This is a genomic window from Paraburkholderia sp. GAS334 (genome assembly GCF_050436625.1).
Taxonomy (GTDB): Bacteria; Pseudomonadota; Gammaproteobacteria; order Burkholderiales; family Burkholderiaceae; genus Paraburkholderia.
Map to the genome: position 1 here is coordinate 282,259 of NZ_JBNDMO010000008.1, position 20,948 is coordinate 303,206.

16 protein-coding genes and 1 tRNA gene are annotated in these 20,948 nt (G+C 61.3%); 12 read left to right on the top strand and 5 right to left on the bottom strand.

The genetic code is table 11. The features are described 5' to 3' along the window. Window positions 1–528: 528 nt before the first annotated feature. Complete coding sequence (locus tag P3T21_RS17430) at window positions 529–1,671, top strand: porin (RefSeq protein ID WP_429257173.1); 1,143 nt, start codon at window positions 529–531, stop codon at window positions 1,669–1,671. A 264-nt stretch (window positions 1,672–1,935) separates the two neighbouring features. Beyond that, window positions 1,936–2,664, top strand: coding sequence for a hypothetical protein (locus tag P3T21_RS17435; protein WP_429257174.1), 729 nt, complete (start codon window positions 1,936–1,938; stop codon window positions 2,662–2,664). A 163-nt stretch (window positions 2,665–2,827) separates the two neighbouring features. On the opposite strand, the gene P3T21_RS17440 is transcribed toward P3T21_RS17435, so the two are convergent. Continuing rightward, window positions 2,828–4,117: a hypothetical protein gene (locus tag P3T21_RS17440; protein WP_429257175.1), complete on the bottom strand. Its 1,290-nt coding sequence runs from the start codon at window positions 4,115–4,117 to the stop codon at window positions 2,828–2,830. A gap of 594 nt (window positions 4,118–4,711) precedes the next feature. Between P3T21_RS17440 and P3T21_RS17445 the strand changes: the two genes are divergently transcribed. Both P3T21_RS17445 and P3T21_RS17450 read left to right on the top strand, forming a co-directional pair. Then, window positions 4,712–7,606: a phage tail protein gene (locus tag P3T21_RS17445; RefSeq protein WP_429257176.1), complete on the top strand. Its 2,895-nt coding sequence runs from the start codon at window positions 4,712–4,714 to the stop codon at window positions 7,604–7,606. Between the two features lie 106 nt (window positions 7,607–7,712). Then, entirely contained in the window at window positions 7,713–8,255 is a 543-nt protein-coding gene (locus P3T21_RS17450) for a hypothetical protein (RefSeq protein ID WP_429257177.1), read from the top strand. A 199-nt stretch (window positions 8,256–8,454) separates the two neighbouring features. On the opposite strand, the gene P3T21_RS17455 is transcribed toward P3T21_RS17450, so the two are convergent. The 4 genes from P3T21_RS17455 to acs all read right to left on the bottom strand — a co-directional run bounded on the left by P3T21_RS17455 (window position 8,455) and on the right by acs (window position 13,121). After that, a tRNA-Ser gene (locus P3T21_RS17455) sits at window positions 8,455–8,545 on the bottom strand. A gap of 71 nt (window positions 8,546–8,616) precedes the next feature. Beyond that, on the bottom strand, window positions 8,617–10,635 hold the full coding sequence (locus P3T21_RS17460; protein WP_429257178.1) for a sodium:solute symporter family protein: 2,019 nt from the start codon (window positions 10,633–10,635) through the stop codon (window positions 8,617–8,619). A 4-nt stretch (window positions 10,636–10,639) separates the two neighbouring features. Then, complete coding sequence (locus P3T21_RS17465) at window positions 10,640–10,987, bottom strand: DUF4212 domain-containing protein (RefSeq protein ID WP_429257179.1); 348 nt, start codon at window positions 10,985–10,987, stop codon at window positions 10,640–10,642. Window positions 10,988–11,138: 151 nt separating this feature from the next. Continuing rightward, on the bottom strand, window positions 11,139–13,121 hold the full coding sequence (gene acs / locus P3T21_RS17470; RefSeq protein ID WP_429257180.1) for an acetate--CoA ligase: 1,983 nt from the start codon (window positions 13,119–13,121) through the stop codon (window positions 11,139–11,141). Window positions 13,122–13,655: 534 nt separating this feature from the next. Between acs and P3T21_RS17475 the strand changes: the two genes are divergently transcribed. From P3T21_RS17475 to P3T21_RS17510, 8 genes are all read left to right on the top strand, one after another. Further along, the gene (locus P3T21_RS17475) at window positions 13,656–14,555 is read left to right on the top strand and encodes a DMT family transporter (protein WP_429257181.1); all 900 of its coding nucleotides are present in this window, start codon (window positions 13,656–13,658) and stop codon (window positions 14,553–14,555) included. 138 nt (window positions 14,556–14,693) lie between these two features. Further along, a complete protein-coding gene (locus tag P3T21_RS17480; protein WP_429257182.1) occupies window positions 14,694–15,305 on the top strand; it encodes a TIGR00645 family protein in 612 nt (203 codons plus the stop codon). 53 nt (window positions 15,306–15,358) lie between these two features. Next, window positions 15,359–16,882: a fumarate hydratase gene (locus P3T21_RS17485; RefSeq protein WP_429257183.1), complete on the top strand. Its 1,524-nt coding sequence runs from the start codon at window positions 15,359–15,361 to the stop codon at window positions 16,880–16,882. A 177-nt stretch (window positions 16,883–17,059) separates the two neighbouring features. Further along, the gene (gene bfr / locus P3T21_RS17490) at window positions 17,060–17,539 is read left to right on the top strand and encodes a bacterioferritin (protein WP_429257184.1); all 480 of its coding nucleotides are present in this window, start codon (window positions 17,060–17,062) and stop codon (window positions 17,537–17,539) included. 120 nt (window positions 17,540–17,659) lie between these two features. Beyond that, window positions 17,660–18,580 (top strand): glutamate racemase, encoded by a 921-nt coding sequence (gene murI, locus P3T21_RS17495; RefSeq protein WP_429257185.1) that lies wholly within the window; start codon window positions 17,660–17,662, stop codon window positions 18,578–18,580. A 322-nt stretch (window positions 18,581–18,902) separates the two neighbouring features. Beyond that, window positions 18,903–19,139, top strand: coding sequence for a (2Fe-2S)-binding protein (locus P3T21_RS17500; RefSeq protein WP_429257186.1), 237 nt, complete (start codon window positions 18,903–18,905; stop codon window positions 19,137–19,139). A gap of 298 nt (window positions 19,140–19,437) precedes the next feature. Further along, complete coding sequence (locus P3T21_RS17505; protein WP_429257187.1) at window positions 19,438–20,181, top strand: energy transducer TonB; 744 nt, start codon at window positions 19,438–19,440, stop codon at window positions 20,179–20,181. A 25-nt stretch (window positions 20,182–20,206) separates the two neighbouring features. Then, the gene (locus tag P3T21_RS17510) at window positions 20,207–20,938 is read left to right on the top strand and encodes a MotA/TolQ/ExbB proton channel family protein (RefSeq protein WP_429257188.1); all 732 of its coding nucleotides are present in this window, start codon (window positions 20,207–20,209) and stop codon (window positions 20,936–20,938) included. Window positions 20,939–20,948: the final 10 nt, after the last annotated feature.

Genomic DNA, 20,948 nt, shown 5'->3' on the forward strand with positions numbered 1-20,948 from the left:
CTTAGCGGAGCGCGCAAGGCGACGGCCCCTTTCGATAGAGCCGGGAATGCAGAGTAGAGAACCACGCTCAGCCTGCCCCAGGTTCAATGTAGGCGACATACTTTGGAAGTCAAGAGTCGGTATGTTCCCGTAGAACAGACGGCGTGAAGGTGCTGGCACACCCTTTGATCATCCAGCTTCTCCTTGCTGCTCATTGAGCACGCCGCCTTCTCTCAGTCGATCCGGGGAAATTCAACAATCACGCCACACGGCGAAGAAATAAAACTGTGCTTTCGTCCCGGGTTGGCTTATTAATAGGCGTTAGAAACGCCCCGACGATCCCGTATCGATCAGGAGCGCGCGAAAGCGAGACATCAGAGTCCCAACCCGACATGTCTTCCCACGACAACGGCTCTACAGTTACCCGTCCGGAAGCGAAGACGTCTGGGTCATCTACCGCTTCACATGAATTTCGGCTCTTGAGTGATCGCATGAAGTCTCCTTCAAGCCTCGGCTTCCAGGACCCATCCTGTTATCGGAGTTGCGAAGATGAAAAAGGCTCTCATGGTCGCGGTCCTGTCAGGCGTTTTCGCTACCGCCGCTCACGCACAAAGCAGCGTCACGCTGTACGGCCTGATCGACGCCGGTATCACCTACACGAACAACCAGCATGGCCACAGCAACTGGCAGGAAACCAGCGGCTCGGTGAACGGCAGCCGGTGGGGCCTGCGCGGCGCTGAAGATCTGGGCGACGGTCTGAAAGCCATCTTCACGTTGGAAAACGGTTTCGGCATCAACGACGGTACGCTGAAGCAAGGCGGCCGCGAGTTCGGCCGTCAGGCGTTCGTGGGTCTGGCAAGCGACCAGTTCGGCGGCGTGACTCTCGGACGTCAATACGACAGCATGGTTGACTACGTCGGCCCGCTGTCGCTGACGGGCACGCAATATGGCGGCACGCAGTTCGCCCATCCGTTCGACAACGACAACCTGACCAATTCGTTCCGCATCAACAATTCGGTCAAGTATCAGAGCCCGAACTTCGCCGGTTTCAAGTTCGGCGCGTTGTACGGCTTCTCGAACGCGGCGGGTCAATTCACGAACAACCGCGCATACAGCTTTGGCATGGCGTACAACTACGCTTGCCTGAATATCGCAGCCGCCTATCTTCAACTGAACAGCAACACGAATCCGGGCGCAACATTCAACGCGAGCGGTGCCGTTTCCGGCGACAACACATTCCTCGCTGGCCGCCAGCAAACGTGGGGCGCTGGCGCAAACTGCACGTTCGGCCCGATAACGGCAGGCCTTGCATACGCGCAAACAAACCTGAGAGATGACCCTGGCATCAGCGGCGGTCAGTCGGGGGTAACAGGTGGCGTCGACCTTGGCGGCGGCAGCAGTCGTTTTCAGAACATCGAAGCGAATGCCCGCTATTCCTTAACGCCGGCTCTCACCGTTGCCGGTTCGTACACGTACACACGGGGAAGCATCGAAGGCGTACACATGCATTGGAATCAATTCAACCTGCAGACTGCCTACGCATTATCCAGGCGCACGGACGTGTATCTGCAAGGCGAATATCAGCTTGTCAACGAAGGTTCTGGCATGGTTGCATACATTAACGGTCTCAGCGCCGCTTCGTCGAACAACGGTCAGATCGCTGTGACGGCTGGCCTGCGTCACCGCTTCTAGAAGTCGCCGACATTTGCTCATGCGCTGCTGTCGACGGGCTCTACTGAACACCGCGACAATCCGCACGCGAGGCGCGATGGTAAACAGAGCCACGTCAACGAGTGTGTGTGAGGGACCCTTCTCGAAAGGCCGCAGGGCACTCAAGTTCGCCGCGTTGTTGAAAATGTCGATTGATCAATCGTTCAGGTAGAGTAAATCAAGCGTGCTGCCATAAAGCGGAACCAGGGCATAAGATCAACCTGGAGACCTGACCTGGGGGCAGTCATGAGATGGACACAGCTAGTAGCCTTTGCGCTCGCCTTGATTGCAGCTTTAGGCCTGGCGTTGCCTCGAATCAAACGTCGAGGATCAGGCACGCCACCACCGCGGCCGGTAAGCCGCCCGCCTGACTCATTCGATACCGGCGTGGAAGCGGCGGCCTGTCCACCAGACTCATTCCGTGACGATGCGTCGCCAACGCCGCCATCCATTTTTTCTTCAGTCGACGAAGCGATCGCGAAGATGCCGCTTGGCGGCATCGCATTCAATTCGCCCAGCCCCATCAACATCGACCATAGCGCCAGGATAGAACTGGTTCTTGATCTACACCTGCCTTCGGCCGCACTAGCGAAATTGATCACCGCCCGTGGCGTAGTGGAATACGCGCAGGTCAGGATTTCGAATCGTATGAGCGCCCGTCTTACCGGCTCCGACTTCGATATCACCGCCAACTCTCTGGAAACACAGGCCATCAGTAGCAACGAGCCGACCATCTGGCTCTGGACCGTCAAGCCGAAGACGGTTGGCGAGTTCAATCTTTGCGTGAACCTGGACGCACTCGTCACCGTGGACGGCGCGCCCGCCCACCGAACCATTCGAACGTTCAGTCAGTCCATCCTCGTTACGGTGACGCCCGCTCAACGAGTAACGAAATTTGCTAAAGCAAACTGGCAGTGGTTGTCGGCAACGATCTTGATTCCTGTTGTCGGTTGGTGGTGGCAGCACCGACATTAGAACGCAGCCGTCGACACCACCTGACTCAAAGTGGCGCATCCAAAAGGCGCGATCGAACTCGGAATTCATGGGCAGGTCAGGAATCCAGCGTATTTCCGCCTCGCGGCTTACGACACCTCCCCGACTTTCGCCGCTGGCGAGGCCCCGCCGCGCCACGTGCATTTCACCTGGTTGTCTGCGCCTTGTCGGGATGATCGAGGCTGAACACGCGCGTGACTATCGCGTCGATCATCCTGAAGAACCCGTCGGCACCATAGCCGGCGAGGAACGCAATCGCTGACGCCGACAACGTCAGCACGCCGGCCCCCGAGCTCACCTGGGCCGCGACTGACGCTGGCGTAAAGAACAGCCCGACCGCGAGCCCGGCAATCGCGCCGATAATCAGACGGATGATGGCGAGCGTTTCGTCGCGTGGCGCGAGCAGGCTGCCGGTAATGCGGTTGCCGATGTCGCGCAGAAACGACGCCATTGTGCCCACCACGCCGAACATCACGGGCAACACGTAGCTCGCGTACGCGGAAAGCACCAGCGTGATCGACTGGATGTTCTCCTGCTTCGCGACATATCCGTCGTCGCCTTTTGCCTCCAGTCCTGGCGAAGTCGGGAATGGCTTCATCAGCCAGCTTGATGGCCATCGGTTCGCAAACATCGCGGCGTCGCTGATCGACTTGTCGTAGCGCGCCTGATAGTAGGACCACTGGTTGCACAGCAGCTTGATCCGATTACTTTGCTGGCCGATCTTGTCCGCGTGGCACCGCGCTGGAACGCTGTCGTGCGTTTGCTGCGCGACAGGCGACGCTGCATTTTCCTTGTCAACTTCCACGTAGATCTGACTGGTCATGTCGGCCGCGCTCTTCTGGTCTTCCTCGAACCGCGAGGTCAACTGCACGCCGTACACGACCAGCCACAACAGTAACGCCGCGAACAGCGTAAGGAGAGCACCCATCCACGCGACGCTTTTATGGAAGTAGCGAAATCGCTTCGCGCTTGCAATCAAGCCGGGATACGCCGTTTCGGCGACGGAGCCGCGCGTCTGAGGGCTCCGGCGCAACGTGTTACCGCGTCTGGATTTATCGGTTTCTGCAAGAAAAATGTACGTATAAGCGATCGTCACGCCGGAAGCCGGATACGCGATCGCGTTCAATTTGTCTTTCACAGACAGAAGTAGCGCCGAATTGTCCGCCTTGTCTGTCGCGTCCTGCACAGCCTGTGGCGGATAACGCATTTCGCAGATACGTTTTATAAGCTGGTACGCCGACAGGAAAGCGCCGTTGGCACCATTGCGGTCCGGAAACCTGACGTCGCCGAGATCCGTGATATGGACATCGGGCCGACCGGAAATGAAATCCAATAGCAGATGCACTTCATTGAGATCGCGCTTGAAAATGAGCTCGTCGAAAGTGCCTGGCTCGGCTTCAATGACAGGCGCGTTAGTGATAGCAGGAGTGGCCATCGGGTTGGCTCCGCAATGCGGTCCGGTCGCCGGATGAATCCGGAATTAATGTGACTCCGCGCTGACATGCGTCTTCGCGGTCCTTGCGATTGTCGTAAAGATCAAACGGATGTCCAGACGGCGACCCTTCGCTAACCTGTTCGGAACACTCTGCCGCCGCGCGCATGGTGGAGCGCGCCATCAAGACCATCGGCTTGTGAGCCGTCCGGTTGCTTGATGCTTCCAATCGAAGTGACTGCTGCAACGTCTTGACGTCATCGCCACGCTCGACCTGTTGAAGTGACCCATTCCGCATAGATTTCTCATCCTGTCAGCAAACCTGTCGCGCGCCGATGGTTGAAGCGCTTGATTTGGATAATGCAGACAATAGGCGATAGTGCGGGCTTCTCCAGACCGAGCCGGTACTGTATGTGGTCTAGCGCACAGTTGCGCATGCGTGGCTTCCCAGTCGTTGAAGTCCCAGGCACCGCTGACCAGGGACCCATTGCGAGAAACCGGACACCTCTTCATACTGCCGTAACGGGCATCACGGCCGATCACTGTGGCAGCCCGGCGCGAGGAGTCGAGATGCTCGGAGCGGCGCGAGTTTCGGTCATGGGAAAGGTTGGAACCGTCGGCGAGAACCGTCCGGCCAACCGCACGCCGGACGCGCGTTCGCAGCCGCGTACGTTGCAGGCAGAACTCGCGCGAAACGTGCAAACGCATGGCATGGAGCTGTCGCGCCTGACCGCTGGCGCGAGTTCCACCGGCAAAGGTCGCACTGCGGCCCGTATTGCCGAAATTCAGCGGCTGCAATCGACCAGCGGCAACCGCGCCGTCCTGAGACTGCTGTACAACTCCGAAGAGGCAGAGCCCGCCGCGCGGAACGCCGACGGTACGTCGGAGACCGCGCCCCCCGCTAGCCGCCCAGCAGTCGCGCATGCAACTCCCGCGCTGCCTTCTGATCTGCCGCGAGCCAGCAGCGAGGCCCAGCCGCACACACGCGAACGCCACCAGGAGGAAGAAGCAACTGCTTTGGCAACCGTCGAGCGCCATCCTGTTCCCTCGTTCACCCCATCGGGCTTCCCCGACTCCTCCGAAAACAACAACGGTTCCGATGGTGGAGGAAGGGCCCCGGCCGATGCGGTAGTCGGACCCGCCGCAGCGAAAGCGGCAGCGAGCGCGCCTGCGGCGAACGCGCTCATCAATGGAAACGCGGTGGATCAGGCCAATCTGATCAAAGCGGACTCAGTCCGCAGTGAAGCGCAAATACTCAAGATCGCGGACACGAACCGCAAGAACGTTAGCGCGGTGCTCGGCGGCCTCCGCGGTCGATTTGCCAGTTTCTTTGGGCAGTCTTCCGCCGGCGTTCGGAGCTTGATCTCGGGCACACAGGCAGAGATTTCCGCCGCCGCTGCCGGCGTCATGCAGTCCGCTCAGGTCGTGGTGATGAATGCGGCCCGCACGGCCCGAACGCAGGCCGATCGCGTACGAGGGACAATCGAGGGTGCCGTCAAAACCACCATCGGTTCTGTGCAAGAGCGCGTGCGCGGCATTGCCGACGGGATCACCGGTGTGGTGAATCGGTTCCCGCTTCCTGACATTCCAGGCGTGGCGCAGATTCGTTCAGCAATTGGCGGTGTCTTGCGGCGCGGTGCGGACGTTGTCACTTCCGGGTTACCGCGCCTTCAGTCCCTCATCAGCTCCGCGCTGAGTCTTGGGCAGCAGCTGGTCACCTCCATGATCGGCGTCTTCGAGAGGCTTGCCGATGCCGCGCTGGCACAAGTCGGCAACGCCATTCAGCGAGTCATCCGCGTTATCGCGCAAACCCTGCAGCGAGTGGCTACGCAGGTTATCTCGGCGCTGCAAAAGATCTTCAATGGCTCCGTACTGCCGACGATCGCCCGTCTGGAGCGAATGACTCACCAGGCGATTGGCCAGGCGCAGCAGCATGCGATCTCCGCCATCCATTCCAATCGCGACCAGCACCTTCAGTCGCTTGTCCCGCAGAGTCAGGCAAAGGGAGGTGCTGCGCCCGCACCCGCCGGCGCCGGCAATCCAGCGCCCGGGGGACCAGCCGACGAAGCCGTTCAAAACAACAAGACCATCATCCAGATCTTTCAGGAGCGGTCTTCAGCGATTCTCGCTTCCGTTCTCGAGCGCATTTCCGCCACGGCATCGCAGATCGTGGATCACGTCAGCCGCTCCGTGGCGCAGGTTACCCAACTGATCACGGGCAAGGTTCGCGAAGTGACTCAGGCCCTGACGCAGGCGGTGCAGGTCGTGCGCAGCTTCGTCCAGTCCGCCGTCGATGCGCTGACCAGCGCGCTGGATCAGGTGATCACGCACGTCCATGCACTCATCGATAACCCCGTAGACCAGCTGGTTCGGTTTGGTCAGGGCGTTCTGGACGGAATCAACAGTTTCGTCAGTCGCATCGTCAGCAATATTGTCAGCTTCGTCACCGGCGGAACACCCGCGCACGAGACGGGCACATTCAATCCCACGCCCACCCTCGCACCCACCCCGGCGTATCTCGGCCCGGCTTTGCCAGCCCTGTTTGCCCTGCTGGCCGCGCTCGTTGCGCTGGTAGGCGGTTCGGTGATCGTCGTGGGCGGAACCGTCATCATCATCATTGGCGGCAGCGTTTTCTTCGTCAGCACCACCGTTGTCATCATCGTCGCTGTTGTCGTCGCGCTGCTGTTGCTATTGTTGCTGATCTACGTGCTCTACCGCATTTTGAAGAAGCGCCCGCAACCTTCGGAAAAGATCATTAGCGAAACAGTGCAAACCTCTCCCGGTGCGCGGACGCGTACCGACATCGGTGTGGGTGAAGAGGTAGACCTCACTTACACCGGCGGTAGCACAACATGGACGACGACGGGCGGCAGCCTGTCTGCGGTTACGGGTCCCTCGGTAGTCCTCAAGGCCCCGGACACGGCGCAGGCAGTTATCGTGACTGCGGGAACTGCCGCCATAACGTTCCAGATCATAGCGCCCTCGCGTGTGTTCATGGCGCGCACGGGCGCCATGCAGCACGACAAGGGCTATCCCAATGTCGGCATACGGATGCGGCCGTATCTTCTGCCAGACAACGTAAACTTCTACAACGTCGTTTATCACGAGATGGATGTCAACGGCGTTCCCACTGCGGGTGAGTACTCGTGCAACCCGTTCAAGACCGGACACTGTGGTGCCGGTGGTGGTGGCGTGCCATGTCCCGATCTTCCAGTCACCAATACGGTAGTAGCGGGTCGGGGTACACAGACACTGAACGATGACTGTGCCTACTCCGGGTACTGCACAACAACGGGCCCCCCCTACGCACCGGGCAGTGTGTCTCTGAACATTCCGCACGAGTACAAGGTCGGCAGCGGAGGTGTACATCCTTTTGCGCCGGTTTCCCAGGTCCATACTCTGGAAGCCGACGCCGATACCCTGACGACCGTCAAAGGCGAGGCGAAAGGAAAGACCAGCGTGAACGCAACGTCAAGCTCGAACGGATGCTGAAACTCATCTGGATGAGCTCTGCGCTTCGTTCGATCGGCGGAGCCTGTACGTGTCTGTACGTGTCTGTCCGTGCCTGCGCAGAGAAGGGAATGAAAGGCAGACTGATATGGAAGCGCTCGAGAAAGAGATCCAGCAGAAATTTTCTGAGTTCAGCAAGCAGCAGGACCCGGGACTCATTCACCAGGCACTCGATCTGGTGGAAGCCGCCCAACGCGATGCGGAACCTTCTCATGCAGCATCCTGCCGGGACGCGCTATCGGCGTCGCTGACGTTTCTTGTCGAACTGGATCAGCATATCGACCCTGCCTGGGATCAGGCGAAGGATCCGGTGAGAGGTGTCCCGTCGCCGGTCTCGGGGGTCAGGGTCTACGGGACGGGCGAGATCGATCCCGCAGATATCCCCGACCCTGCCCTCCGGGCACGCTATATCCAGGACTTGAGAGCGAACAAGGAATACCGGGCTTACTACAACACGCAGTTCCGACTCCGTCGCATTGACGAAAGTGCGATGCTATTTCTCGAACGCTTCATCCAGCGGTGCTATACCGCTTCACCCCAGCAGCGCGCTGAGGTAGACAGATTGCTCGCCGCATCGTCCGTCACTGCCGAGCGCCGTAACAGATTGCGTAACCTCGTTCCCCGGGGGTAGAGCGGCTGAACTGCCAAAGCTCCAGCGAGTTATCGGGTTGCTGGTAGATAGCGGGTTCAGGCTGAAACGATGCGCGCACGATGCGCGCGCGACTCTGAAACGCGCCGCCAGAGCCTGCTGTGCAAATGGGAGGAGAAGTGTGGGCAAGAATCACGCGCCCACAAAAAAGCCCATGAAATCATGGGCTTAAATTTGTTCCTGGCGGAGAGACGGGGATTCGAACCCCGGATAGGTTATTAACCTATACACGCTTTCCAGGCGTGCGACTTAAACCGCTCATCCATCTCTCCGGCGGGACGCGCATTATAGCAAACTCTGGGGCGTTCGCCATGCCCTCTTGCGCGGCAGCCGGATCGGCGCCCTACGGATGCCGGATATAGTCCACCAGTGCCCGCGTATACGCATCCGGCCTGCGATCCACCAGACTCACGCCGATCGCCACCAGAAACCCCGCCGGCACGCCGAACACACCGGAACTGATCGGCTCGATGCCAAACCAGCGCGCACCCGTGAAGCCCGTGAGCTGCGTGAAAAACGGGTACGTCGAGACGATGTAGTAGATGCAGACGACGAGCCCCGCCAGCATCCCCGCCACGGCGCCGAGGCGCGTCGTGCGCTTCCAGAACACGCCCAGCACCAGCACCGGAAAGAGACTCGACGCCGCCAGCGAAAACGCGGCGCCCACCAGAAACAGGATATTCCCGGTATTCAGCGAAGCGACATACGAAGCAAACAGCGCGACGCCCAGCAACAGGATCTTCGAAATGGTCACCCGCCGCTGGCTCGATGCCAACGGATCGACCATGTGATAGTAGACGTCGTGCGATAACGCGTTGGCGATCGTCAGCAGCAGGCCGTCGGCGGTGGAAAGCGCCGCCGCCAGTGCGCCCGCCGCAATCAGCCCAGACATCACATACGGCAACCCCGCGATTTCCGGCGCGGCCAGCACGACCATATCCGGCTGCATCTGGATCTCGCTCCAGCGCACGATGCCGTCTCCGTTCATATCCGAAATCCCGATCAGATACGGCTCGATCCGCCGCCATTGCATCACCCACTGCGGCAGATCGGCGAAACGGTGTCCGACCAGACTCGAAAGAATCTCGTACTTGATCAGCACCGCGAGCACCGGCACGGTCAGGTAAAACAGCGCGACAAAAAACAGTGTCCAGCCGACCGACCTGCGCGCCGACGCCACCGATGTCGTCGTGTTATAGCGCGTCAGGATGTGCGGCAGGCTCGCGGTACCCAGCGAAAGACACAGCAGCAGCGACAGAAAATTGCGTCGATGAATGCTTCGCTCCTCTTCGCTTGCAGCCGGAAACGCGTCGTGCATCGGGACCGGCGCCGACGCGCGCATCAGCATCTCGTCGCGCTGTTGCGTCCACACGATATGCGCCGCCGCTGCGTCGCGCGGAAACGCCGCAAGCGCCCGCTCGCGTTCGTTGATGTCGCGAAGTGGACCGTTGTGCCGGCGCAGATCGGCGATTTCCTGCGTGAGCCGGTTCTTCTCGTCGACGAACGATTGCGGCAACGCTTCGAGCCGCGTCTGCATCGCGGCCGCGCGCCGCCGGTAGTTGTCGCGAACAGTCTGTTCGGGCGGAGCGTCACGCACCTGGCGCTCCAGCGTTTCAACGCGCGCCATCAACCGGCCGTAGTTGAACTGCGGCACCCAGCCGAGGCCGTCCTTATGCGCAATCATCGACACCGGAATCAGGATCGCGACGATCAGGATGATGTACTGCGCGACCTGCGTCCACGTCACCGCCCGCATGCCGCCAAGAAACGAGCACACGAGAATGCCCGCCAGTCCGCAGAAAATGCCGATGGCGAAATCGACGCCGATAAACCGCGTCGCGATCAGCCCGACGCCCTGGATCTGCGCGACGAGATACACGAACGAACACAGGATCGCGGCAAGCGCGGCGAGCCCGCGCACCGCATTGCTCGAAAAGCGCGTGCCGAGAAAATCGGGAATCGTATAGCGGGCCAGCTTGCGCACATACGGGGCAAGCAGGAACGCGACGAGGCAGTAGCCGCCCGTCCAGCCCATCATGTACGCAAGGCCATCGTAGCCGGTTGCGTACAGCGAACCCGCAAGGCCAATGAACGACGCCGCCGACAACCAGTCGGCGGCCGTCGCCATGCCGTTGAACGCAGACGGCACGCGCCGCCCCGCCACGTAATACTCGACGAGATCTGACGTGCGCGATAACAACCCGATCACCGCATAGACAGCGATCGGCACGAACAGGAACACGTAGCCGATCCACGTGCCCGCACCCTTCGCACGCTCGATGCGCCACAGCACGTAGATGAAAAACAGAAAGCCCAGCGTATAGAGCGCGTATGACTGAATGAGTCGATGGGTCAGCTTCATCGGCTCAGTTGTTCCGCTCAGCAGCGTCCGCTTCGAAAGCGCGCTGCAAGACGCGATCGGCGCGTTGCATCAGCACGATATAGACGACGATCAGCACGAGATACACGAGAATCGCGCCCTGCGCGCCCATGTAGAACGGCAGCCGGAACCCGGCGAAGCGCACACTGGCCAGCCGGCCCGCGGCCAGTGGCACGACGAACGAAACGACGAAGCCGATCGTCATCAGCGTCGCGATCAGACAGAGGTTAAAGCGCCAGTAACGCCGATGCGCGCGCGCCATCGCTTCCGAAACCGGAGGCGGTTCGGGCAGCGGATTGATTGTTTGATGAGCGGTGTGGTTTGGCGCAGCCATGCGCCTATGTATCAAAAAGCCACTGCTCAGGCAATAAGGATTGTCATCGCAGTGGCTTCATTCAACGTTCGATGCGGCCTGTGGATCAGCTCAACTCGCAGCGGCAACCCGCAGAGCGGCAACCGCGCCGCTGACCACAAACACGCAACGCTTAAAGCGACTCGCCAAGCTGGTCGAGGATCGCCGGGTTCTCCAGCGTCGACACATCCTGCGTGATCGCTTCGCCCTTCGCGAGCGAACGCAACAGACGCCGCATGATCTTGCCGGAGCGCGTCTTCGGCAGGTTTTCGCCGAAACGGATGTCCTTCGGCTTTGCGATCGGACCGATCTCCTTGCCGACCCATGCACGCAGTTCGTTGGCGATCTTCACGGCTTCCGCGCCTTCCGGACGCGCGCGTTTCAGCACGACAAACGCGCACACGGCTTCGCCCGTCGTGTCGTCTGGGCGGCCGACAACCGCGGCTTCCGCGACGAGCGGATTCGCCACCAGTGCCGACTCGATTTCCATCGTGCCGAGACGGTGGCCCGACACGTTGAGCACGTCGTCGATGCGGCCCATGATCGTGAAGTAGGCCGTTTCCCTGTCGCGCACCGCGCCGTCGCCGGCGAGGTACAGCTTGCCGCCGAGTTCTTCGGGGAAGTAGCTCTTTTTGTAGCGGTCCGGATCGCCCCAGACATTGCGCAACATCGCCGGCCACGGACGCTTCACGACAAGAATCCCGCCCTGCCCGTTCGGCACGTCCTGACCGGTTTCATCGACGACCGCGGCCATGATGCCCGGCAGCGGCAGCGTGCACGAACCCGGCACGAGCGGCGTCGCGCCCGGCAGCGGGCTGATCATGTGACCGCCGGTTTCGGTTTGCCACCACGTGTCGACGATCGGGCAACGCTTGCCGCCGACGTTGTCGTGATACCACATCCACGCTTCCGGATTGATCGGCTCGCCCACCGTACCGATGATACGCAGCGACGACAGGTCATAGCTCTTCGGATGCACTTTCACGTCGGCGTCGGCGGCCTTGATCAGCGAGCGGATGGCCGTCGGCGCCGTGTAGAACACGCTGACCTTGTGCTTCGCGATCATGTCCCAGAAGCGGCCGGCGTTCGGATACGTCGGCACGCCTTCGAACACGACCTGCGTGCCGCCGAGCGCGAGCGGCCCGTACGCGATGTAGCTGTGACCCGTGATCCAGCCGATGTCGGCGGTACACCAGAACACGTCGGTGGGCTTCCAGTCGAAGGTCCACTTCATGGTCTGCGCGGCCCACAGAAGATAGCCACCGGTGCTGTGCTGCACGCCCTTCGGCTTGCCGGTGGAACCCGACGTGTAGAGGATGAAAAGCGGATGCTCGGCGCCGACCCATTCTGGTGCGCACTGATCGGATTCGGCCTGCGTGAGTTCATGCATCCACAGGTCGCGGCTTTCATTCCACGCGATCTTGCCGCCGGTACGCTGATAGACGATCACGCTCTTCACGGCTTCGCAGCCGCCCATTGCGATGGCTTCGTCGGCAATGTTCTTGAGCGGAAGTGCCTTGCCGCCGCGCATCTGTTCGTCGGATGTGACGAGTGCGACTGCGCCGACGTCGACGAGCCGTTCGTTCAGCGATTTCGACGAGAAGCCGCCGAACACGACCGAATGCGTGGCGCCGATACGCGCGCACGCCTGCATCGCGACGATGCCTTCAACCGACATCGGCATGTAAATGACAACGCGATCGCCTTTCTTCACGCCACGCTTCTTCAGCGCATTCGCGAAGCGCGACACGCGCTGCAGCAGATCAGCGTAAGTGACGTTGGTGACGGTGCCGTCATCGGCTTCGAAGATCACCGCGACACGTTCGCCGTTGCCGGCTTCGACGTGACGGTCGAGGCTGTTGTACGACGCGTTCAGTTCGCCGTCCTCGAACCATGTGTAGAACGGCGCCTTCGATTCATCGAGCACCTTCGTGAAGGGCTTCTTCCAGCTGAGCGTTTCGCGCGCGAGACGTCCCCAGAAGCCTTCGTAATCGCGTTCCGCTTCGGTGGCGAGCGCGCGGTACGCATCCATGCCGGACACTGAAGCCTGCGCCGACATGTCGGCGGATGGCGGGAAGACGCGGTGTTCCTGAAGAACCGATTCAATCGCTGACATCGACTACCCCTTCATGAAGATGAAACCTGAAAATGCGAACGCGTGTTTAGCGCACATGCTCGTTGTGCCGCGCATCGCAATGTCTCCTGCCAGTGCACCCGCTTTAAAACATGGCGCACTGCATCATGCTTTCGACCCGTTGCCATGACCGGCCATTTGCCAGTCACGATAAAGGCCGCAACTTACCGGGCACTTACGCAGGCGCGAAGATCCGCGTTGCGGCGCTCATGCATCTGGGCACTGACTTCAATGTTAACTGAAGCTGCCGTGTGTTGGCATGGGTTTGCTGCATTGGTCAGGCAATTGAGAACGATCGATACCAGGGTTCAACCTGGTGTGACAATGTCGACTGTCACCCGGGCGACAAGCATCGCCCCGGGTGTCCGCGTTATGACGAACAGGCATCCGTCCGACCGGTCGGGTAAACTTACGCCCGCAACTCAAAACCCGCGACCCCGGCTTGCGATCGCCTTGCACACGCCGCGTTACAACCTCGCGTGTCCCGCGTCATACCCAGGCTTTCCGGATTTCAGCTTGAACCGCTATTCCGTGCTTCTTATCGTCGCGATGCTGCTCGTCGGCAGCAACGTTGGTATCGGCAAGTCGATCGTCGCGTTCATTCCCGTTCCTCTTTTTGCGTTGCTGCGCTTCGCCATCGCGATGGCTGTCTTGTGGCCGCTCCTGCGCATATCGAAACTGCGTCGGGTGAAATCGGGCGAATGGCTCAATCTTTTTCTGCAGGCATTGTTCGGCACGTTCGGCTTCACGCTGCTGATGCTTAACGGCGTGCACCGGACAAGCGCCGTCGCGGCAGGCGTGATCACCAGCACGATTCCCGCTGTCGTCGCGCTTTTTTCATGGCTCTTTCTGAAAGAGCGACCGGATGGCCGTGCGCTGGCTTCGATCGCGCTGGCGATTATCGGCGTCGTCGTGATCAATCTCGCGCATGCGGATCAAACTGCTGACGCCGCCACGGAAGGCTCGTTCGCCGGCAACCTGATGGTGCTCGGCGCGGTCTGCTGCGAATCGCTTTACGTGATCCTGTCGCGCCGGCTGACGCAGACGCTCGCGCCCATCGATATCTGTGCGTACACGCATCTGTTCGGCTTGCTGCTGATGCTGCCGCTCGGCGTCACCGCGCTCGCGCACTTCGATTACGCAAGCGTGCCGCTCCCCATCTGGTCGCTCGTGCTCTGGTACGGGCTCTCGGCCAGCATCTTCTCGTTCTGGCTCTGGATGAAAGGCATCCGGCACGTGCCTGGCTCGCTTGCCGGCGTGTTCAGCGCCGTGCTGCCCGTCGCGGCCGCGACGTACGGCATCGTCTTCCTCGGCGAGCGGCCGAAGCTCGCACACGGTTTCGCGCTGGCGTGCGTCGTCGTGGGCATCGCGCTCGCGAGCCTGAAGGTGAAGCGCGTGCCACCCGTCGCATCCTGACTGCCCGCCTCATCCGGGTAAACCGGGAGGACGCTGTACAATAGCGCGCCTGACACGGCCACGGCCACGGCCACGCATTAACCGGCCCGTGTTCCCGCTTTCTGATGCGTCCGTTCGCTTACGCCACCGCTATCGCCCATGTCCGCACCGCGCCACGATTCCGCCCATCCGCCACGCCGCCCCATGCGTCCGCTGCCCGCCGTCATCTTCATGAGCCGCTGGCTGCAGGTGCCGCTCTATCTCGGCCTGATCGTCGCGCAGGGCGTCTATGTCGTGCTGTTCCTCAAGGAAGTGTGGCACCTCGTTACCGCAGCACTGTCGCTCGATGAAACCAGCATCATGCTCGTCGTGCTCGGCCTGATCGACGTGGTGATGATCTCGAACCTGCTGATCATGGTGATCGTCGGCGGGTATGAAACGTTCGTGTCGCGACTCGGCGTCGAAGGTCATCCCGATGAACCGGAGTGGCTCGATCACGTGAACGCGGGCGTGCTGAAAGTGAAGCTTTCGATGGCGCTCATCAGCATCTCGTCGATCCATCTGCTGAAGACCTTCATCAGCCCCGACCAGAATTCGACGCATACGGTCATGTGGCAGGTGATTATCCACGTCGCGTTCCTGCTGTCGGCTGTTGTGATGGCGCTGGTCGACCGGCTGACCACACACACGCACCCCAAACATTTTCAGGAACCCACGGCCCTGCATGCCGTGGTTTCACACGGTTCCACTCCCCTGAAGGCGCACGACTGACCGCATAGGCCCGCGACCAGAAAACAAGCGCCACTGTCCCCACTGAGCTAGCCATGACCGTCATCAAACAGGAAGACCTGATTCAGAGCATCGCTGATTCGCTTCAGTACATCAGCTACTACCATCCGCTCGACTACATCCAGGCCCTCGGCCGCGCGTACGAACTCGAAGAGAGCCCGGCCGCGAAGGACGCCATCGCGCAGATCCTGACCAACAGCCGCATGTGCGCCGAAGGCCGCCGCCCGATCTGCCAGGACACCGGCATCGTCACGGTGTTCGTGAAGGTCGGCATGGATGTGCGTTGGGACGGTGCCACGATGGGCGTCACCGACATGATCAACGAAGGCGTGCGCCGCGGTTACCTGAATCCGGACAACGTGCTGCGTGCGTCGATCGTGAGCCCGCCGGAAGGCGCGCGCAAGAACACGAAGGACAACACGCCGGCCGTGATCCACTACGAGATCGTCCCGGGCGACAAGGTCGACGTGCAGGTTGCAGCCAAGGGCGGCGGCTCGGAGAACAAGTCGAAGTTCGCGATGCTGAATCCGTCGGACTCGATTGTCGACTGGATCCTGAAGACCGTGCCGACGATGGGCGCCGGCTGGTGCCCGCCGGGCATGCTCGGCATCGGCATCGGCGGCACCGCTGAGAAAGCGATGGTGATGGCGAAGGAATCGCTGATGGATCCGATCGACATCCAGGACATCATCGCGCGCGGCCCGAAGGACTGGATCGAAGAACTGCGTATCGAACTGCACGAGAAGGTCAACGCGCTCGGCATCGGTGCGCAGGGTCTTGGCGGTCTCGCCACCGTGCTCGACGTGAAGATCATGACTGCACCGACGCACGCTGCGAGCAAGCCGGTCGCGATCATCCCGAACTGCGCGGCCACGCGTCACGCACACTTCACGCTGGATGGCTCGGGCGTCGCGAAGCTCGAAGCACCCTCGCTCGATGCATGGCCGAAAGTTCAGTGGGAACCGGACACGGAGAAGAGCCAGCGCGTCGACCTGAACACGCTGACGCCGGCAGAAGTCGCTTCGTGGAAGCCGGGCCAGACGCTCCTCTTGTCGGGCAAGATGTTGACGGGCCGCGACGCGGCGCACAAGCGCATCGCCGACATGCTCGCGAAGGGCGAAAAGCTGCCGGTGGACTTCACGAACCGCGTGATTTACTACGTCGGCCCGGTCGATCCGGTACGCGACGAAGCAGTCGGCCCGGCTGGCCCGACGACCGCCACGCGCATGGACAAGTTCACCGAGACGATGCTGTCGCAAACAGGCCTCATTTCGATGATCGGCAAGGCCGAGCGCGGCCCGGTTGCAATCGAGGCGATCAGGAAGCACAAGGCAGCGTATCTGATGGCTGTCGGTGGCGCGGCTTACCTCGTATCGAAGGCCATTCGCAGCGCGAAGGTGCTCGCATTCGAAGACCTCGGCATGGAAGCCATCTACGAGTTCGACGTGCAGGACATGCCGGTGACGGTCGCGGTCGATTCGTCGGGTACGTCGGTGCACCAGACCGGCCCGAAGGAATGGCAGGCGAAAATCGGCAAGATTCCGGTCGCCACGGTTTAAGCGTCATGATGCGTTGATCAAGGCCGGGGTCCTGTGAACTGCACCCCGGCTTTTTCATTCGACGAAGCGCTCATAGCGGCTTGAGAGAACTGCGCGAATATGTGCGCTCTTGGCTTTTTCGGCCATGGCGCTTATTGTTGAAAGAATCAGAATCCCGAGCCCCAAAAGGAAAAAATCATGCAAGGCGACAAGAAGGTCATCGAATATCTGAATTCGCAGCTAAAGAATGAGCTGACCGCGATCAACCAGTACTTCCTGCACGCACGGATGTACAAGCATTGGGGTCTCGACAAGCTCGGCAAGCATGAATACGACGAGTCGATCGGCGAAATGAAGCATGCCGATCTGCTGATCGAACGTATTTTCATGCTCGATGGCCTGCCGAATCTGCAGGACCTGCACAAGCTGCTGATCGGCGAGGAAACAAAAGAGATTCTCGAATGCGATCTGAAGCTCGAACAGATTTCGCAGGGCACGTGCAAGGAAGCCATTGTGTATTGCGAATCGGTTCGCGATTTCATTTCGCGTGAAATCTTCACGAAGATTCTCGACGACACCGAAGAACATATCGACTGGCTGGAAACGCAACTGGATCTCATCGACAAGGTCGGTATCCAGAACTACCAGCAGTCCGGCATGGGCTCGATCGAGTCCTGATAGAGTGACGGAAATCCGTTCGCGCGACATGCACTCGCACCGGCGCGAACGGCGTCCCCTCTGCCCTTCGCCCGTTTCTTCCGCTCGCATATGACCGCACCGCAGGACGCTTCTTCGCGCATGACCGCCGATCCGGCGATCAACGGCACGACATCCGGTTCGCGTACTGTTTCCGCTTCTTCCGACACTTCGACGCTGTTGTCTTCGGCACGCTCGCCCATTGGCATCTTCGACTCGGGACTAGGCGGCCTTTCCGTGCTGCGCGCGGTGCGCGCGCAATTGCCAGACGAATCGCTCGTCTACGTGGCGGATTCGCTGTACGCGCCGTACGGCGAGCGCGACGACGATTTCATCGCCGACCGCACGCTCGCGATCGGACAATGGCTCGTCAAACAGGGCGCGAAGGTACTTGTCGTCGCCTGCAATACGGCGACGGCGCAATCGATCGCGCTGGTTCGGGAGCGGCTGTCGATTCCGCTCATCGGCGTCGAGCCGGGCGTGAAGCCGGCGGCGCTGCAATCGAAGACGCGCGTTGCGGGCGTGCTCGCGACGCAGGTGACGCTGCGCAGCGCCCGTTTCCAGGATCTGCTGCAACGCTATGCGGCCGACTGCCGCTTTCTGTGCCAGCCGGGCCACGGGCTGGTGCAGGCCGTGGAGCGCTGCGACGTCGGTTCGGCCGAACTGCGCGCCCTGCTGCAAAGCTATCTGCAGCCGATGCTCGATGCCAGCGCCGATACGCTGGTGCTCGGCTGCACCCACTACCCGTTTCTCGACGCGGCGATCCGCGATCTTGTCGGTGACCGGCTGACCTTGATCGATACCAGCGTCGCAATCGCGCGGCAACTGGAGCGCGTGCTCGACCAGCACGGTCTGCGCGCCGCTGGCGGCCCCGAAGCCACTGCTCCTCCCCGTTTTTTCTCGACCAGCGACGGCGCGCATCTGCAGCAGCTCGCAGAAACGCTCCTCAAGCTCGCCGCGCCGGTTGAACGCGTCCACATTCCGTCCCGCCGTACCGCCGAGCCCGACGCTCAGGTCGCCTGAGCCTGCTCTTTCTGCCGCCGCGCTGGCTCTGAAGTGCCTCCGGGCGCTGCACAAGGCGCTTCCAGGCCTCTGAAGCGGCAATTCCGTGCCGGCAGCGGCGGCGAGCGGGCCAAAAAGCGCCGCCCAACGTCTTCCCACGGCCCGCCCGATGTCGGTCTTCTCCGCGCCGCCTGCGCCCTTCCCGCCCGCTCACACCCCAGCGCCGTCCCGGGAAACCCTCCCAACAGGCTGGTTTTGTTACAAAAATCCGGATATCCCGCTTGCCAAACGTCCGAAACATAATGATAATAATTCGCATTAACGTTAGCTATCGCACCACACCATGATCGTCTGCGTATGCAAGTCTGTTTCCGACCGGAAGATCCGCGCGTCCATCGCGGAAGGCATCGATTCGTTTGATGAGCTTCAGTTCGAGCTGGGCGTCGCGAGCTGCTGCGGCAAATGCGAAGAAGCCGTGCGCGATGTGATGGCGCAAAGCGGCGTCTGCGCAAGCCGCTGCGGTGTCGAACATCATGCGCAACCGGTGCCGCTGACGTTCTACGAGCGCAAGGCCGCCTGATCTGCCTGATCCCGGGGGCGTCCTCCAGGCCGCGTTTTTTGGCCTCGCTGCTGGCATCGTTGCCGGGCTGATTCTCGCCGCGCCCCACTGTTATCCGCTGTTTCGATCCACCCGCCGTCAGCAAGCCAGTCCTGTCACCAGCCAGCTACCGCTCATCCTTTAAAAGGAGTTCGAGATGGAATTGCTGATCGGTTTTCTGACTACCCTGTGCATCTCATTGCTGATCTTCCGAAAATGACGCTGTGTCGCCTGAAGCATTGCATCGGCGGCACGTCTGCTGCCGTCCGGCTCCGCTAACATGCAGGCTTCGAATACCGTCCCCGCCCGCTTCTCTCCGGCGCAGTCCGCCCGCTTCAATCCTCGCGTCGTCACGGCCATCGCTGCGGTCGTCGGGCTGCATGCCGTGCTGCTCGCGGCCGTCCTGCTCGCACGCGACGAACCGGTGTCGCGCGTCATCGAGTCGCGCACGATCACGGCCGAACTGCTGAGCCCCGCCCCCGTGGCCGCGCCCGTCGCGATCCAGTCGACGCCGACGCCTCCCAAACCCACGCCGCCTGTGCCGCAAGTGAAGCCGAAGGTGCAGCCGCGTCCGGTGTCCAGACCGACGCCGACGCCGCTTCCAGAAGCCGCTGCACCGTCGCAGCACGAAATCGCCGCGCCACAACCCGCGCCGCCGGCGCCCCCCGCGCCTGCTGCGCCGGCACCCGCACCTGCTGAAGCAGCCGCGCCCGCGATCGGCAAGCCGACGATGGCGCTCTTTGCACCGAAGAACGTCGCCCATCTCGACTGCAGCATTGCGCAGCCGGATTACCCCGTGCTGTCAAAACGCCGCAATGAAAGCGGCACGGCGATGGTGAAGTTCGTCGTCGGGCTGACCGGCAAGATCGAAAGCATCGAGTTGAAGAAGAGCAGCGGCTTCAGCCGGCTCGACGACGCCGCCGTCTCTGCGATGCACAGCAGTTCGTGCAAGCCGTACATCGAGAATGGCGAAGCGATCCGCGCGACCTATACCCAGCCTTTCTCTTTCAGCCTGACTGACTGATCCCGATTTTCACAAAGGAATTGCAATGCAAAACTACGGTATCGCCCACGTATGGGCGCAAGGGGATTTTGTGACGCGCGGCATCGCGCTCACGCTCGTGATCATGTCGGTGCTGTCGTGGACGGTGATCGTCGTGAAGAGCTGGAACGTCATGCGCCTCAAGCGTCTGACGAAGAACGCCGAGCAGGCATTCTGGCATTCCGACGACCTCGCTGACGGCGTGAAGAAGCTCGGCGCGCATGCGTCGACACCGCTCGACAATCCGTTCCTCGCGCTCGCGCTGTCGGGCCAGGAAGCCGCCGATCACCATCACCAGACGCAACCGCATCTGCACGATCGCATGGACGTGTCGGACTGGGTCACGCGCTGCCTGAAGGACACGATGGACGAAAGCGTCGCGCGCATGCAAAGCGGCCTTGCGGTGCTCGCCTCGATCGGCAGCACGGCGCCGTTCGTGGGCCTTTTCGGCACGGTGTGGGGCATTTATCACGCGCTGCTCGCAATCGGCGCGGCCGGCCAGTCGTCGATCGATCAGGTTGCGGGCCCGGTGGGTGAAGCGCTGATCATGACCGCGTTCGGCCTCTTCGTCGCCATTCCGGCGGTGCTCGGCTACAACGCGCTGACGCGCGCGAACAAGGCAGTCGTCAGCAAGCTGAGCCGCTTCGCGCACGGCCTGCACGCGTTCTTCGTGACCGGCGCGCGCCTGTCGTCAAGCAAGCGCGGCGACGGCCTGCGCCTCGCAACGCGTACTCACTGAGCGAGGCACT

What these genes read in the sequence shown, in the direction of transcription:
- P3T21_RS17430 (WP_429257173.1), top strand. Translation starts at nt 529, where the DNA reads ATGAAAAAGGCTCTCATGGTCGCGGTCCTGTCAGGCGTTTTCGCTACC.
- P3T21_RS17435 (WP_429257174.1), top strand. Translation starts at nt 1,936, where the DNA reads ATGAGATGGACACAGCTAGTAGCCTTTGCGCTCGCCTTGATTGCAGCT.
- P3T21_RS17440 (WP_429257175.1), bottom strand. Translation starts at nt 4,117, where the DNA reads ATGGCCACTCCTGCTATCACTAACGCGCCTGTCATTGAAGCCGAGCCA.
- P3T21_RS17445 (WP_429257176.1), top strand. Translation starts at nt 4,712, where the DNA reads ATGGGAAAGGTTGGAACCGTCGGCGAGAACCGTCCGGCCAACCGCACG.
- P3T21_RS17450 (WP_429257177.1), top strand. Translation starts at nt 7,713, where the DNA reads ATGGAAGCGCTCGAGAAAGAGATCCAGCAGAAATTTTCTGAGTTCAGC.
- P3T21_RS17460 (WP_429257178.1), bottom strand. Translation starts at nt 10,635, where the DNA reads ATGAAGCTGACCCATCGACTCATTCAGTCATACGCGCTCTATACGCTG.
- P3T21_RS17465 (WP_429257179.1), bottom strand. Translation starts at nt 10,987, where the DNA reads ATGGCTGCGCCAAACCACACCGCTCATCAAACAATCAATCCGCTGCCC.
- acs (WP_429257180.1), bottom strand. Translation starts at nt 13,121, where the DNA reads ATGTCAGCGATTGAATCGGTTCTTCAGGAACACCGCGTCTTCCCGCCA.
- P3T21_RS17480 (WP_429257182.1), top strand. Translation starts at nt 14,694, where the DNA reads ATGTCCGCACCGCGCCACGATTCCGCCCATCCGCCACGCCGCCCCATG.
- P3T21_RS17485 (WP_429257183.1), top strand. Translation starts at nt 15,359, where the DNA reads ATGACCGTCATCAAACAGGAAGACCTGATTCAGAGCATCGCTGATTCG.
- bfr (WP_429257184.1), top strand. Translation starts at nt 17,060, where the DNA reads ATGCAAGGCGACAAGAAGGTCATCGAATATCTGAATTCGCAGCTAAAG.
- murI (WP_429257185.1), top strand. Translation starts at nt 17,660, where the DNA reads ATGACCGCCGATCCGGCGATCAACGGCACGACATCCGGTTCGCGTACT.
- P3T21_RS17500 (WP_429257186.1), top strand. Translation starts at nt 18,903, where the DNA reads ATGATCGTCTGCGTATGCAAGTCTGTTTCCGACCGGAAGATCCGCGCG.
- P3T21_RS17505 (WP_429257187.1), top strand. Translation starts at nt 19,438, where the DNA reads ATGCAGGCTTCGAATACCGTCCCCGCCCGCTTCTCTCCGGCGCAGTCC.
- P3T21_RS17510 (WP_429257188.1), top strand. Translation starts at nt 20,207, where the DNA reads ATGCAAAACTACGGTATCGCCCACGTATGGGCGCAAGGGGATTTTGTG.